This window comes from Arthrobacter sp. Rue61a (assembly GCF_000294695.2).
Classification (GTDB): Bacteria; Actinomycetota; Actinomycetes; order Actinomycetales; family Micrococcaceae; genus Arthrobacter; species Arthrobacter aurescens_A.
This window is the reverse complement of record NC_018531.1, coordinates 3,041,980-3,055,939: the sequence shown is the minus strand read 5'-3', so window position 1 is coordinate 3,055,939 and position 13,960 is coordinate 3,041,980. Positions and strand designations below refer to the sequence as shown.

13 protein-coding genes and 1 tRNA gene are annotated in these 13,960 nt (G+C 62.7%); 6 read left to right on the top strand and 8 right to left on the bottom strand.

Going from position 1 to position 13,960, the window contains the following annotated elements; translation table 11 throughout:
- Window positions 1-13: 13 nt before the first annotated feature.
- Window positions 14-1,006 (bottom strand): helix-turn-helix transcriptional regulator, encoded by a 993-nt coding sequence (locus ARUE_RS13905; protein ID WP_014922191.1) that lies wholly within the window; start codon window positions 1,004-1,006, stop codon window positions 14-16.
- A 147-nt stretch (window positions 1,007-1,153) separates the two neighbouring features.
- Complete coding sequence (locus tag ARUE_RS24485; protein ID WP_014922190.1) at window positions 1,154-1,324, bottom strand: hypothetical protein; 171 nt, start codon at window positions 1,322-1,324, stop codon at window positions 1,154-1,156.
- Window positions 1,325-1,405: 81 nt separating this feature from the next.
- Here ARUE_RS24485 and ARUE_RS13900 point away from each other — a divergent pair, with 81 nt between their 5' ends.
- The gene (locus ARUE_RS13900; protein WP_011775282.1) at window positions 1,406-2,374 is read left to right on the top strand and encodes a GlxA family transcriptional regulator; all 969 of its coding nucleotides are present in this window, start codon (window positions 1,406-1,408) and stop codon (window positions 2,372-2,374) included.
- Window positions 2,375-2,410: 36 nt separating this feature from the next.
- Here ARUE_RS13900 and ARUE_RS13895 read toward each other — a convergent pair whose 3' ends face one another.
- From ARUE_RS13895 to ARUE_RS13870, 6 genes are all read right to left on the bottom strand, one after another.
- Window positions 2,411-2,713: a protealysin inhibitor emfourin gene (locus tag ARUE_RS13895; RefSeq protein ID WP_014922189.1), complete on the bottom strand. Its 303-nt coding sequence runs from the start codon at window positions 2,711-2,713 to the stop codon at window positions 2,411-2,413.
- An 80-nt stretch (window positions 2,714-2,793) separates the two neighbouring features.
- On the bottom strand, window positions 2,794-3,834 hold the full coding sequence (locus ARUE_RS13890; RefSeq protein ID WP_043470426.1) for a M4 family metallopeptidase: 1,041 nt from the start codon (window positions 3,832-3,834) through the stop codon (window positions 2,794-2,796).
- Window positions 3,835-3,994: 160 nt separating this feature from the next.
- Window positions 3,995-4,067: transfer RNA gene (locus ARUE_RS13885), tRNA-Arg, on the bottom strand.
- 109 nt (window positions 4,068-4,176) lie between these two features.
- Window positions 4,177-5,679: an FAD-dependent oxidoreductase gene (locus ARUE_RS13880; protein ID WP_011775279.1), complete on the bottom strand. Its 1,503-nt coding sequence runs from the start codon at window positions 5,677-5,679 to the stop codon at window positions 4,177-4,179.
- Window positions 5,676-6,548: an FAD:protein FMN transferase gene (locus ARUE_RS13875; protein ID WP_011775278.1), complete on the bottom strand. Its 873-nt coding sequence runs from the start codon at window positions 6,546-6,548 to the stop codon at window positions 5,676-5,678. The genes ARUE_RS13880 and ARUE_RS13875 overlap by 4 nt, the downstream gene beginning before the upstream one ends.
- Before the next feature lie 5 nt (window positions 6,549-6,553).
- Window positions 6,554-7,048: an FMN-binding protein gene (locus tag ARUE_RS13870; protein WP_014922187.1), complete on the bottom strand. Its 495-nt coding sequence runs from the start codon at window positions 7,046-7,048 to the stop codon at window positions 6,554-6,556.
- 234 nt (window positions 7,049-7,282) lie between these two features.
- Between ARUE_RS13870 and argS the strand changes: the two genes are divergently transcribed.
- From argS to thrB, 5 genes are read left to right on the top strand one after another with little or no spacing between them, the layout of a single operon-like run.
- Complete coding sequence (argS, locus tag ARUE_RS13865; protein WP_011775276.1) at window positions 7,283-8,932, top strand: arginine--tRNA ligase; 1,650 nt, start codon at window positions 7,283-7,285, stop codon at window positions 8,930-8,932.
- Window positions 8,933-8,936: 4 nt separating this feature from the next.
- Window positions 8,937-10,409 carry a diaminopimelate decarboxylase gene (lysA, locus tag ARUE_RS13860; RefSeq protein WP_014922186.1) on the top strand — a complete coding sequence of 491 codons (1,473 nt, stop codon included), beginning with the start codon at window positions 8,937-8,939 and terminating at the stop codon, window positions 10,407-10,409.
- Window positions 10,402-11,718, top strand: a complete 1,317-nt coding sequence (locus tag ARUE_RS13855; RefSeq protein ID WP_011775274.1) for a homoserine dehydrogenase — start codon at window positions 10,402-10,404, stop codon at window positions 11,716-11,718. The genes lysA and ARUE_RS13855 overlap by 8 nt, the downstream gene beginning before the upstream one ends.
- A complete protein-coding gene (thrC, locus tag ARUE_RS13850; RefSeq protein ID WP_011775273.1) occupies window positions 11,719-12,822 on the top strand; it encodes a threonine synthase in 1,104 nt (367 codons plus the stop codon). It abuts the gene before it with no gap.
- A gap of 2 nt (window positions 12,823-12,824) precedes the next feature.
- Window positions 12,825-13,799: a homoserine kinase gene (gene thrB, locus ARUE_RS13845; RefSeq protein WP_014922183.1), complete on the top strand. Its 975-nt coding sequence runs from the start codon at window positions 12,825-12,827 to the stop codon at window positions 13,797-13,799.
- Window positions 13,800-13,960 lie beyond the last annotated feature (161 nt).

The following is a 13,960-nucleotide window of genomic DNA, read 5'->3' as shown; positions in this document are numbered from 1 at the left end:
GGCTGCTGTCAGTCTACTGTGGCTGGGGTTCGGCGTCCGCTGTGTCCGTCACAGTCCCGGCTGCCGCACTCAGCCGGTGCGCGAGTTCCATGGCGTAGGTCGTGAATTCAACAGGCTCGAGGATCTCGAAGTCCATGTCCAGCGCGGCCAGATAGGCGGCCGGGGCAGCCAGGTTATCCCATCCGGACCGCAGGATGGTGGCTTCCGGCCCGTCGGCTGTTAGCGTCGCGTACTGGGAATTGACGACGGCGGCCACCTCGCCCAGCGGCGCGTGAAGCCGCACCACGACGTCGAATCTGTAAGGCGAACGGGTGATCGACTGTTGGACGTACGCTGCCAGGTCTTCCGCGGGCAGGGGCCTGGGCGTGTATCTTTTTCGTTCCGACGGCAGGGAAGCGAGGCGGTCGGCCCGGAACGTCCGCCAGTCCTCCCGATCAACATCCCACGCCACCAAGTACCAGCGACGCCCCGTGTCCACCAATCGGTAGGGCTCCACCAGCCGCCGTGCTGACTCGCCGTCGGACTTGACGTAGTCAAAGGTGATTTGGCGCCGGTCCGATATCGCGGCCGAGACGACGGTCAGTTGTTCAGGATCTACGGTGGCCGCATTGCTGGGAAGGGTAGTGACGGCCGCTTTCAGCATGGCGAACTTCGGGCGCAGCCGGGACGGCAGGACCTGCTCCAGCTTTGCCAGAGCGCGGACGGATGCCTCGCCGATGCCTGCCACCGGGCCGGCGGCTACCGAACTCAAACCGAGGGCGACAGCCAAGGCCTCATTGTCATCCAGCAGCAGCGGGGGAAGCTGCGCGCCGGCACCAAGCTGGTAACCGCCCGCGATCCCGGGGGAGGCGTGGATGGGGTAGCCAAGGTTCCGTAGCTTGTCGATGTCGCGTCGGACGGTCCGCTCGGTCACGCCCATCCGATCAGCGAGTGCCGGGCCCGTCCATTCGCGTCGCACCTGCAACAGTGACAGCAGCTGGAGGAGCCGGGCAGACGTTTGAATCATGCAAGTGAATCTAGCCCATGGGCGTCCCGGGTGGGCGTCGGGCAGACATAGGGACGCCCGCCGTTCAGGGGAATCCTGCAGAATTCCGTGAACGTACGGGCGTCGGTTGGATTGGCTTGGTGGACCTTGCAGTCGCTTGGCATGCCCCTAGTAGATGCGGGGGTTCCAGTACGGGCTGCTCGGAGCGTCGAAGGCGCTCCAGGGTTCCTTGGAATTGATGGGCGGGTTGTGCCCGCGTCCATCCTTCAACAGGGCTGAAACGGTAGCTGCGACGGCGGTGATGAGGACGATGAAGAGGATGATTCCGAAGATTTCCATGTCTCAAGCCTGCTCTTGTGGGACTCCAAGAAACAGTGGCAGAAATGCCCCATTTAGATAATTTTCTGCCATACTGGAGGTATGTTGAAATCAGTGGCGGTGATTGTTGTACCCAACTTCTCGGTCTTCGAATTCGGTACGGCCTTCGAGGTCTTCGGCATCGACCGATCTGACCGTGGTGCCGGGGTACCGGCCTTCGATTTCCGGGTGGTAACACCGGAACCGGGTGACGTCCGCATGAAGTCCGGTCTGTCGCTTCATGTGAACCTCGGCCTCGAAGCAGCGGCAGATGCAGACCTCGTCATCATGGCGCCGTTCGGCCGGGACCAGGACGTCCCCGAGTCCGTCATGGATGCGTTGCGGGCAGCACATGCCAGGGGTGCGTGGGTGATGTCCATTTGCTCCGGGGCCTATGCCCTGGCCCGCGCCGGTTTGTTGGACGGACGGCGTTGCACCACGCACTGGCACTATTCGCAGGATCTGGCCAGCCGGTACCCGTCCGCGATCGTGGACGAGAACGTCCTCTACGTGCAGGACGGAACCATCATCACCAGCGCCGGTACGGCCGCGGGAATCGACGCATGCCTCCATCTTGTCCGTGAGGAATTGGGGGCGAACGTGGCTGCTGCAATCGCACGCGACATGGTGGTACCGCCGCATCGCGACGGTGGCCAGGCCCAGTTCATTGACAGGCCCATGCCCCGTTGCGGTTCCGCACCCATGGAGGAACTGCTTCGCTGGATGGTTGAACACCTCGACGAAGAACACAGCGTGAACGAGTTGGCTGCACGGCTCCACATGTCGCCAAGGACGTTCGCCCGGCGCTTCCGCGCGGAAACCGGAGCTACGCCCGCTGCCTGGCTGAACTCGCAACGCGTGCTGCGTGCGCAGGAACTGTTGGAAACCACTGAGCTGAACATCGACGAGATCGCTCGTGTTGCAGGGTTCGGGCATTCTGTCCTGCTGCGCCACCACTTCACAAAAGTGCTGGACACGAGTCCACAGAGCTACAGGCGGGCATTCCGGGGACAGTTGGCAGAAGCCATCTGAAACCCAGCGGCTGCTGCCCGACGAAGGCGGCTGCTCTTAGCGTCGGCTGCCGAGCCGTCCCCGTGACTCCGAACCTTCGGCTTGGGCGCATTCCACCAGTTCCTGCCAAGGCCCGGTTACGGCGCGGTCGGGGAGAGTGGCGCGGCGTTGCCCTGCGCGGATGGAGTACATGAACCGGTCAGGTTCGTTGGGTGTCCGGGCTTGACTTTTGGCTTCGTCCCACGGGCAGGCCTCCACGATCGGAACCCATCGTTCCTTCTCATCGGGAGACACAGCATCCACGCTCCAGACGCGTGTCATCGCGGCGATTCCCCCACTGCGTTGGACGGTGATCTTCATGGCCGGCTGCTTCTCGTTCGACGTTCTGTAGTCAGCCAACCGGCAGGGACCGGAGCAAACTGTCCGGTCCCGCCACCTGACTAAACCTTGACCTTCACAGTCTCCCACGCCTTCAGGACGGCGTCATGCTCAGCTGACCCGGAACCGAAAAGTTCCTCAGCGGTCGCAAGAGTGGTCTTGGCAAACTTTCCAAAAGTACAGGTTGCCGGCAGGGACCCACTGGTCAAGGTGCCGTACCAGATCTGGCCGGGTGCCTCCCAAGCCTTGCCGCCGAGTTCCGAGGCCACAACATAGAAAGCCTTGTTGGGGATGCCGGAGTTGATGTGCACTCCGCCATTGTCAGCGCTCGTCCGCACGTACGTATCCATGGAGTCCGGCTGGGGGTCCTTTCCCAAAACGTCGTCGTCATAAGCTGTCCCCGGTGCTTTCATGGAGCGCAGGGCGGCACCTTGGACCTGCTCGGTGAAAAGGCCCTCCCCAATGAGCCAACTGGCGTCCCCTGCGGACTCCTGCTTGAGATACTGCTCGACGAGGACCCCGAAGACGTCCGACATGGACTCGTTGAGTGCTCCGGCTTGGTTCCGATACGCCAGATTGGCTGTGTACTGCGTAACCCCGTGGGCGAGTTCATGGCCAATGACGCTCACGGACTTGGTGAAGCGCTGGAAAATCTGGCCGTCACCGTCGCCGAAGACCATCTGGCTGCCGTCCCAAAAGGCGTTGTCGTAGAGCTTCCCATAGTGGACCGTTGCATCCAGGGAGAGCCCGGCATCGTCAATGGAATCCCTGCCGAAAATCTCGCCGTACAGCCGGTGCGTGCTCCCGAGGCCGTCGTAGGCCTCGTCCGCAGCGACATCTCCGACGGGTGGGGCACCCTCCTTGCGGACAATGCGGCCGGGCAGGGTTTCCGATGAGCCGGCGTCGAAAATGGTCCGCTTGGGCGGACCCGGTTTGGCTTGGCGTGCGCTTGGCGGTGCCGCGGGGATAGGGGCTGTACGGATGGCCTGCAGGTCCTTGATGTGCAGCAAGGACTCCTTGGCGGCCCGGGCAACCGCCCGAAGCCTTGGTTCATTCCGGGCAGCAATCCTGCGCAGCATATACGGCGGGACAATTGAACACATCACGGTGAAACCCCTTTGGCTATCGGTATGACCAACTGGAATCAGCCTAGGATCAGGGACGGACAATATTGCGGTTCGAGCCCGGCAAGCCCCCAACTGATAGTCGGTAACCGGCACGCAAAAAAATACCCCGCCAGCAGGACTGGCGGGGTATTCGTTGTGCCCTCGATAGGATTCGAACCTACGGCCTTCTGCTCCGGAGGCAGACGCTCTATCCCCTGAGCTACGAGGGCATCCAGGGTTCCCTCCGTTGCCGGTGGGACGTCCTAGAGCTTAGCAGCCACGGAGCCGCAAATGAAAACCCGGCGCCCCTCCGGCGAGCCCGGTCCGGAACCCCGCGGATCAGTAGCCCGCGAATGAGTCGACATGTACCCTGCGCGCTCCTGCACCACGTGCTGCAGCGCGCAGGGAGTCCACGCTCGCCGGGGAGCCCGAGACGAAAACTTCCCGATCCCCGATATCCGGAACCAGCTCCTTGAGGCGTGCGGCATCGATCCTGGACGTACCGGCGTCCACCATGAACTCCGGGGGAGTGGAACCGTCCGCCAGCCGGGCCAACACTTTGGCGCCGGAGGCTTCCAGCTGTTCCACGCACGCAAGTTCATCGCGACCCTTTGCGAGGTACACAACCACGGTGTCGCGGGCGGCGTCGTCGGCCGCCAGCTGCGACAGGAAAGGCGTAATGCCGATACCCGCGGCGATCAGCAGGACCGGCTTCCCGGCGTCGCGCGGTAAAACAAAGTCTCCGCCCACGGCCGTTGCAGAAACGCTGTCCCCGGGCTGAAGCGCAAACAGTGCCTTCTTGGCCGTAGACAGGGGCTCGGCCGTACCCACGCCGAACGTAACCTCGGCCGCGCCGGGCGGGCTGGTGATGCTGAAAACCCGTCGGCGCCCCTTGCCGTCGGATCCGGCATGCGGCAGGTTCAGCTCCATGAATTGTCCGGCGGCAAAGCGCACGGGCCGCTGTGGCTCGAACCTGAATTCAGTACTGGCGGGGGTGAGGGGGCGCGAGCCCTTGAACGTCAGATGGACGCCACCGCGCTGTCCCAGGAAGAACGCCAAAAGATTGCCCAGCAACAGCGCGAGTTCCGGGGAGTTGGCAATGAAACCAAAGTTGTAGGGAACGGCGAAGACAACACCCACGACGGCGGCAAGCGCCAGCTGCTGCCAGCGACGGGGAGGCAGGGTGAGGGGCTCCGAGAGCATGAATCCCACGAAGAACAGCAACGGGCGCTGTGCCAAGGACTGCCACAAGGCCTGGCCCAATGTCATGCTGCGGCTGAGGAGCTCTACCGTGATGATGCTGGTGGCAGCCACGAGGAAAACGGCGGCCATCAGCATTTTCCGAGTGCGGTACAGGACAAGCAGCACCCCGGGAACCAAGAGCCAGAGCATGGCCGGCGTGGCAGCCCACCACGTGGCGATGTTGAGCCCCGTCAGGCCCGTGATGAACGCACCGGCCGCGGCCGGGTTGAAAATATGCCGCCCACGGAAGGCCAGAGCATACTTGGACACGCTGGCCAGCACGCATGCCAAAGCAACCCCCGCCATGTCCATCACGCCAAAGGCCGGCCAGAACAGGAAGTAGATCAGCAGCCCGGTAATAAGTGACGACTCCGTGTGCGGCTTCACGCCGAAGAGCAGCGCGAGCAGCCGGCTGGAGGCATAGGTCACACCCAAGCAAAGCACAAGGTGTACCGCCATCTCCGGGAGCCCGAAGGTCAACCACCCCAGGATGTTCAGGACCATGCTGTAGACAACCAGCACGCCCAGCACCCAGAGAATCAAGCGGTACATGGTGAAGCGGCCCAACCAAGTGTCCAGGCGCGACTTAGCGGCAATCATGTGAACAGTCTCCCCTCAAAACCGGTCGAAAACGCGGCAACACCACTCGACGACACCGAAAGCCATGAGAAATCAAATTCCTCCTCCAGCCGAGCCGGTTCAAGCATGAACAATGCCGTGGCAAGTCCGTCTGCAACCAGGGCGCTCGCAGCCATGGCCCATGTAGCCACCGTGGTGTGAATAGGCTCGCCCGTCGTTCCATCCAGGACATGGTGGAGACCGTCACCCCACGTGCGTCGGTTTGAAGCAGAGGCACACAGTGCGGAGTTGTTCAGCTCCACCGTTCCTATGGCCTGCCGGGGGTTATAGGGATGCTCCAACGCAACGGTGACCGGGTCGCTTCCCGCGTGCAGCATGTCGCCGCTGCCATCCACCAGGAAGTCAGTGTGATCCGTTGCCAACAGGATTTCGCCCAACAGGTCAACCAGCTGGCCCTTCCCGGCTGCTCCGACGTCCAAAACTACCGGCTCTTTCGCGGCCAGGTCCGTGCCTGTCCAATCGAGGACGTCTTCCCACCGCGGCGGGGCGAGGGGATTTCCTGACGGAACAAGAGCGTAGCCGGCGTCGTAACCCAGACGCTCCAAGCTGCTGCCGATGAGTGGGGTCATGGCACCATCGCTGAGGCGATACAGCACCGAATATAGCTTCTGGAGGGCGACTGCATGCTCCGGCAGCGTGATGATGCCCGGACCGCGGGACAGGCCGGACACCAAGGAATCCGGCCTGAACCGCGACCACGTCTTGTCGTATGCCGCGACTGTTTCAAGCACCTCGCGCCGGACGGCGGGTACCAAACTGTCCGGCGTCGAAATCTCCCACTGCGTACCGATCCCTTCGAAGCTGAAGGTGCTCCAGCCAGGGTGCGGCATGGCTGCTACTTGGCCTGGGACTTGATCTGTTCCACGGCTTCGTTGAAGCCGCCGGACGTCAGGGAAGAGCCGGCCACCTTGGAAACGTTGAGTTCGTCGATGTCCTTGCCGACGATCTGGGCTGCGATACCGCTGGCGAACTCCCCCTGGAACTTCTTGGTATTCGGATTGGACGGGTGGACCGTGATGTTGACGGCAGAAACCTTGTCAGCGGCCAAGGTCAGCTCCACACCCACCGTTTCCAGCCCATTGGGCGAGGTGTACGTACCGTCGGAACTGTACGTCCCGTCCTTGTATGTGGCCGCGCCGGTGGAAGCGACGGCAGCAGACGATGAAGTGCCTGCCGATGACGGGCTGTTGGTTGCGGCCTGCCCGCCATCCTGGGTAGCCGGAGTCTGAGTTGCGGGGGCTTGGGTCGTAGGGGCACATGCCGCGGCGGTTCCGATGATGGAGAGGCCGGCGAAACCAACGTAGAGGCTCTTGCGGAGTGGCGTAGTCATGGTTCTGCTCGTTTCAACTGGACAAGAATTCGTCAAGGGTCATTTTCATCAATGGATACTGCGTGTAACGGGATGACCAACAAGGCCACCTCCTACGTGTTCACAACGTTGGATTCAGCGTAATGGTTCAGTCTGTGCTGCCAGAGAGCCATTCCTGTGAGCGGACTGTGTCCATCTATCCACATACGGGAGCCTCAATTCCGCGACTTTGCAGGCCCCCGGTAGGCTAGAAGCGTGACTCCCGAAGAACTCTCTGCTGCCATATCCGCCTGTCTAAAGGACGCCGTCTCTACCGGCGAAATCGCCTTGACGGAATCTGCCGTGCCCGACGCCGTGCGAGTGGAGCGACCCAAGAACCGGGATCATGGAGACTGGGCCACCAACATCGCCCTGCAACTCTCCAAGCAGGCCGGCATGAACCCCCGTGAATTCGCAGGAATCCTCAGCAACCATCTGCAGGGCATTCCCGGCGTTACCGGAGTGGAAATCGCCGGTCCGGGCTTCCTGAACATCACAGTGGATGCTGCCACAGCAGGCGCCCTCGCCAAGGCCATTGTTGAAGCAGGAGCCAGCTACGGCACCAACCAGGCGCTCGCAGGCCGAGTCGTCAATATGGAGTTCGTTTCTGCGAACCCCACTGGTCCACTGCACATCGGACACACGCGCTGGGCCGCTCTTGGCGACGCCATTGCCCGCGTCCTGCGTGCCTCGGGTGCTGATGTCACCGCCGAGTACTACATCAACGACGCCGGCTCGCAGATGAACGTGTTCGCAAACTCGGTCCTTTCCCGCCTTCATGGCCGTGGTGTACCGGAGGGTGGCTACCCGGGCGAATACATCCGTGAACTTGGCGACGAAGTGCTGAAAGCCCACCCAGGCATCCGCGAACTGACAGACGAGGCAGCCCTGCCCGTCATCCGCGCCGCAGCCTACGAGGCACAGATGTCAGACATCAAGACCACGCTGGCTGAGTTCGGCGTAGAGTTCGACGTCTTCTTCTCGGAGAAGGAACTGCACGACGCCGGCGCGATCGAATCCGCCGTCGCCCGCCTTCGCGAACAGGGCCACGTGTTCGACGACGGCGGTGCCGTCTGGTTGCGCACCACCGACTTCGGCGACGACAAAGACCGCGTGATGATCCGTGCCAACGGCGAACCCACCTACTTCGCAGCGGACGCCGCGTACTACCTTTCAAAGAAGGACCGCGGGTTCACGGAGAAGATTTACCTGCTCGGCGCGGACCACCACGGTTACATCAATCGCCTGAAGGCCATTGCAGCCTGCGCGGGCGATGATCCCGAGGTCAACATTGAGGTCCTCATCGGCCAGCTTGTGTCCGTGAATGGCGCCAAACTGTCCAAGCGTGCCGGTAACATCATCGAGCTCAAGGACCTCATCTCATGGCTCGGGAAGGACGCTGTCCGCTACTCGCTGGCCCGTTTCCCGGCCGACTCGCCCCTGACGCTGGATCCCGAACTGCTGAAGAAGCACAGCAACGAAAACCCCGTGTTCTACGTGCAGTACGCTCATGCCCGGTCGCGGGGCACGGCCCGCAATGCTGCGGAAGCAGGCGTGGACCGCTCCGTCTTTGACGCATCACTCCTGGACCACGCTACCGAAAACGAGTTGCTCTCCTATCTGGGCAGCTATCCGTCCATCGTGGCAAAGGCCGCCGAACTGCGTGAACCGCACCGCGTGGCGCGCCACCTGGAGGTCATCGCCGGTGCCTATCACCGCTGGTACGACGCATGCCGCGTCTCGCCGCAGGGCGAGGAACCTGTGCTCGACGTCAACCGCACACGTCTGTGGTTGAACGACGCCACCAGCCAGGTGCTCGCCAACGGACTCGAACTGCTGGGCGTTTCTGCGCCGGAACGGATGTAGGGAAATGAACACAGACGCTGCACACGCTTCTCCGCTCGCTCCCGGGTGGTTGGCCGTTCCTGAAGACCTCAACGCCTTGCAGGCACGTATGTGGGCGGCCGGGGTTGAAAAGAACGACGCCGGCGAGGTCACCATCGACGGCGTGTCCGTCAGCGAGCTCAAGGAACAGTACGGAACCCCGCTGTTCGTCATGAGTGAATCGGACTTCCGTGCCCGTGCCCGTGCATTCAAAGACGCCTTTGATGCCGCCTTCGCCGACATTTGCGGGGGAGTGGACGTCTACTACGCCGGGAAGTCGTTCCTGTGCACTGCAGTGGCCAGCTGGGTGGCTGAGGAAGGCCTTCGCCTGGACACTTGTTCGGGCGGCGAGCTGGCTGTTGCGGCACGCGCGGGAATTGAAGGTCCCAACCTTGGCCTGCACGGCAACAATAAGTCCGACGCCGAGATCAACCGCGCTTTGGACATGCTGCTTGGCAGGATCGTGGTGGACAGCCTCGATGAACTTGAGCGCGTTGCCAAGATCGCTTCCAGCCGCGGCGAAACTGCCAAGGTCATGCTGAGGCTGACCCCCGGCGTGCACGCCCACACCCACGAGTTCATTGCCACGGCTCACGAAGACCAGAAGTTCGGCCTTTCCATGGCCGAAGACTCCACCGAGGAAGCCGGCCTGTCCGCGGCCGAAGAAGCAGTGGCCGCGGCAACCTCCTACGCCAGCATCGAGCTGCTTGGCCTGCACTGCCACATCGGTTCGCAGATCTTCGAGCCCGATGGCTTTGCTGTTGCAGCGGAAAAGCTCCTGGGCTTCCTCGCCGCCATGCAGGCCAAGTATTCCATCGTCATGCCCGAACTGGATCTCGGCGGCGGTTACGGCATCGCCTACACCCCCGTGGACACCCCCCGCCCGGCAGCGGAAATCGCGCAGGCAATGGCCGACGTCGTCCGCTCCAAGTGCGCCGAGCTGGACATCACGCCACCGCGTATCTCCATTGAACCCGGACGTGCCATTGTGGGCAGCACAACCTTCACTCTCTACGAAGTCGGCACGCTCAAAACCGTCCGTGTTGACGCCCCTGAGGGTGAAGAAACGCAAGAGAACGTTACGTATCCGCGCCGCTATGTGTCGGTAGACGGCGGAATGAGCGACAACGCCCGTCCGGTGCTGTACGACGCGGATTATTCGGCAATTCTGGCCTCCCGGAACTCTTCGGCGGCTCCGCAGCTGTCCCGCGTAGTGGGCAAACATTGCGAGAGCGGCGACATAGTTGTTAGAGATGTATATCTGCCCGCGGATGTGGCAGCCGGTGATTTGCTCGCAGTACCGGGTACCGGCGCCTACTGCTGGGCCCTCTCCAGCAACTACAACTACCTGGCCCGGCCTGGCGTTGTCGCTGTACGCGACGGAGCCGCCCGGCTGATTGTCCGCGGGGAAACCGAAGAAGATCTCTTGAACCGCGACATGGGAGTGGCGAATGTCTGAAATGCGAACCTTGAAGGTGGCCCTGCTGGGCTGTGGCAACGTTGGGGCCCAGGTTGCGCGGATTCTGATTGACGACGCCGAGGCCCTCGCTGCCCGCAGCGGCGCCCGCCTGGAACTGTCCGGCATCGCCGTCCGCAATGTCGACTCGCCGCGTGACGTCGAACTGCCGCGTGAACTGTTCACCACCGACGCCGATACCTTGGTCAAGGACGCAGACCTGGTCATCGAACTCATGGGCGGCATAGAGCCTGCCCGATCACTGATCCTGACGGCCATCCAGAACGGCGCATGCGTCGTTACCGGCAACAAGGCCTTGCTCGCCCAGGATGGGCCCACTCTCTACGAGGAGGCCGACAAGGCCGGAGTCCAGCTGTCTTACGAGGCCGCCGTCGCGGGAGCCATTCCCATTCTGCGCCCCATCCGTGACTCTCTGTCCGGAGACCGCATCACCCGCGTACTCGGTATCGTCAACGGCACCACCAACTTCATCCTTGACCAGATGGACAGCACCGGCGCGCAGTTCGCCGATGCCCTCGCCGAAGCACAGCGCCTCGGATACGCGGAAGCAGATCCCACTGCCGATGTGGAAGGCCACGACGCTGCAGCCAAGGCAGCGATCCTTGCGTCGTTGTCGTTCCACACCCGCTTCTCCCTGGACGATGTCTATTGCGAAGGCATCACCAAGGTCAGCGCTGCAGACATCGCCTCCGCCAAGGAAGCCGGCTTTGTCATCAAACTGCTCGCAATTGCCGAGAAGATCGACTCGTCGGACAACGGCAGCGGCATTTCCGTGCGTGTCCACCCCACGCTCCTGCCGCGCGAACACCCGCTGGCCGCTGTCCGTGGAGCCTTCAATGCCGTCTTCATCGAGGCGGAAAATGCCGGGGAACTGATGTTCTACGGCCAGGGTGCCGGCGGCACCCCGACGGCGTCTGCCGTGCTGGGCGACCTCGTCTCCGCTGCGCGGCGCTTGGTGTTGGGCGGCCCCGGCCGCACGGAAACCACGACGGGCCACGTTCCGGCGCTGGCCATCGACGCCTCGAACACCAGCTACTACATCGGCTTGGATGTCGCTGACCAGGCCGGCGTGCTGGCACGGATTGCGCACATCTTTGCGGAGAACGGCGTTTCCATCGAAATCATGCGCCAGACGATCCACCGCGACTCAGCCTCCAACGTTGAGTCGGCCGAGCTGAAAATCGTGACGCACCGTGCATCCGAAGCTGCACTCGCAGCAACCGTCGAGGCCGTGAAGGGCCTGGACGTCATCAATTCTGTAACATCCGTTCTGCGGGTAGAAGGGGTCTAAGTGGCTCACCAATGGCGCGGAGTAATCCGCGAATACGCTGATCGTTTGCCTGTAACGGAAGCCACCAAGGTCATCACCCTGGGAGAGGGCGGCACTCCGCTCGTCCACGCGCAGAAGCTTTCCGAGCTGACCGGCTCAGAGGTGTACCTGAAGGTCGAAGGCATGAACCCCACGGGTTCCTTCAAGGACCGCGGCATGACCATGGCCATGACGGCTGCCGTTGAAGCCGGTGCAAAGGCTGTTGTTTGCGCTTCCACCGGCAACACCTCCGCCTCGGCTGCGGCCTACGCCACTGCGGCAGGCCTCAAGTGCGCTGTGCTTGTACCCGAAGGCAAGATCTCCATGGGCAAGCTGAGCCAGGCCATCGCGCACGGCGCCACACTGCTCCAGGTTGACGGCAACTTTGATAACTGCCTGGACATCGCCCGGAAGCTCGGCGAGGCCTACCCGGTGTTCCTGGTGAACTCGGTCAACCCGGCCCGTATCCAGGGCCAGAAGACCGGTGCCTTCGAAGTGGTGGACACCTTGGGCGATGCCCCTGACATCCACGTACTGCCTGTAGGCAACGCCGGCAACATCAGTGCTTACTGGAAGGGCTACAAGGAATACTCCGCGCCCTTCGAGACCACTAATGGAACACTTCCTGCTGTTTCCACCAAGACGCCCGTCATGTGGGGCTTCCAGGCCGCCGGTGCCGCGCCGTTCGTTGCAGGCCACCCCATCACCGAGCCCGACACGATTGCCACCGCCATCCGCATCGGCAACCCGGCCTCGTGGGAAACCGCAGTTGCGGCCCGTGACGAATCCGGTGGACTGATCGAGGCTGTCACCGATGACGAGATTCTGGCTGCTCACCGCTGGCTTTCGGCAAAGGAAGGCGTTTTCGTTGAACCCGGCTCCGCTGCCGGTGTCGCGGGCTTGATCAAGAAGCATGCCGCCGGCGAGGTTCCGTCGGGCAAAACCATCGTCATCACGGTTACCGGACACGGACTCAAGGACCCGCAGTGGGCCCTCCGCACCGAAGACGGCAGCGACGTGCAGCCCGTCAAGGTGCCGAACGACGTCGTCACTGTTGCCGCAGAACTGGGACTGGAAGAAAACTAAGAGTGGAATCAACGCAGCCCACCGCGACCGATCGTGCACTCGTCGCGGCAGGCCAGCGGCTGACCGTCAAGGTCCCCGGTACGAGTGCCAACCTGGGCCCCGGCTACGACAGCCTCGGCTTGGCCCTGTCCATCTACGACACCTTGACGGTGGAGACCCTCAGCACCGGGGAGCTCGAGTTCGAGCTCTCCGGCGAGGGTGCTGACTCCCTCCCGCGTGACGCCAGCCACCTCGTGGTTCGTGCCATTGACCTCGCCTTGGATCGGCTTGGCTTCCGGCACTCGGGCCTCAAAATCACAGCGGACAACGTCAACCCGCACGGCCGGGGACTCGGGTCTTCAGCCTCGGCAGTGGTTGCCGCTGTCACCGCGGCAAACGCACTGGTCCCGGCAGCATCCCGGCAGGACCGCGATTGGATCCTGCAGTTGACCAGCGAGATGGAAGGCCATCCGGACAACGTCGCACCCGCCATATTCGGCGGACTGGCGCTGTCATGGCAGGACAGCGAGCAGTACAGCAGCACACACGCTGAGGTCGCAGCGGCGGTCATTCCCGTGGTGGCAATCCCCGATTACGAGCTTTCCACGGAAACTGCGCGCGGGCTGCTCCCGGCATCAGTGGGGCATCACGCGGCAGCAATGAATTCCGGACGTGCAGCCCTGTTGATTCACGCGCTCACTGCTGATCCCACGTTGCTGTTGCCAGGCACAGAGGACTACCTCCACCAGAGCTACCGCGCTCAGGCCATGCGCCCCAGCGCCGATCTCATCGCGGCCCTCCGGACTGCGGGGCATGCAGCGGTTGTCTCAGGCGCCGGTCCCACCGTGATGGTGCTGGCCAATGGCGCTGACGAAGCCGCCACAACTGCAGAATTCATCGAGACATTCACGGCGGTCAACACACCCGACGTCGGTTGGCGTGTGATGACGCTGGCTGTAGACGATCAAGGTGCTAGAGTGGAAGTGCACCGCCGGTAAAGCCGCGGGCAGTTCCCTGATTTTGGATCTCGGTGTTTTGCCGTACCTTTCGTCAACTGTGCCAACGTTGGTGGTGTCGTCTCTTTCCGGCCTGTCTCAGGGCCGCAGAAATCTCTCTGTTCCCTGAACGCTACGCCGGCTGTCCGGGCAACTGGATCCAG

What these genes read in the sequence shown, in the direction of transcription:
- ARUE_RS13870 (WP_014922187.1), bottom strand. Translation starts at nt 7,048, where the DNA reads ATGACTACGCCACTCCGCAAGAGCCTCTACGTTGGTTTCGCCGGCCTC.
- ARUE_RS13875 (WP_011775278.1), bottom strand. Translation starts at nt 6,548, where the DNA reads ATGCCGCACCCTGGCTGGAGCACCTTCAGCTTCGAAGGGATCGGTACG.
- lysA (WP_014922186.1), top strand. Translation starts at nt 8,937, where the DNA reads ATGAACACAGACGCTGCACACGCTTCTCCGCTCGCTCCCGGGTGGTTG.
- ARUE_RS13890 (WP_043470426.1), bottom strand. Translation starts at nt 3,834, where the DNA reads ATGTGTTCAATTGTCCCGCCGTATATGCTGCGCAGGATTGCTGCCCGG.
- ARUE_RS13855 (WP_011775274.1), top strand. Translation starts at nt 10,402, where the DNA reads ATGTCTGAAATGCGAACCTTGAAGGTGGCCCTGCTGGGCTGTGGCAAC.
- ARUE_RS13905 (WP_014922191.1), bottom strand. Translation starts at nt 1,006, where the DNA reads ATGATTCAAACGTCTGCCCGGCTCCTCCAGCTGCTGTCACTGTTGCAG.
- ARUE_RS13895 (WP_014922189.1), bottom strand. Translation starts at nt 2,713, where the DNA reads ATGAAGATCACCGTCCAACGCAGTGGGGGAATCGCCGCGATGACACGC.
- ARUE_RS13880 (WP_011775279.1), bottom strand. Translation starts at nt 5,679, where the DNA reads ATGATTGCCGCTAAGTCGCGCCTGGACACTTGGTTGGGCCGCTTCACC.
- ARUE_RS13900 (WP_011775282.1), top strand. Translation starts at nt 1,406, where the DNA reads ATGTTGAAATCAGTGGCGGTGATTGTTGTACCCAACTTCTCGGTCTTC.
- ARUE_RS24485 (WP_014922190.1), bottom strand. Translation starts at nt 1,324, where the DNA reads ATGGAAATCTTCGGAATCATCCTCTTCATCGTCCTCATCACCGCCGTC.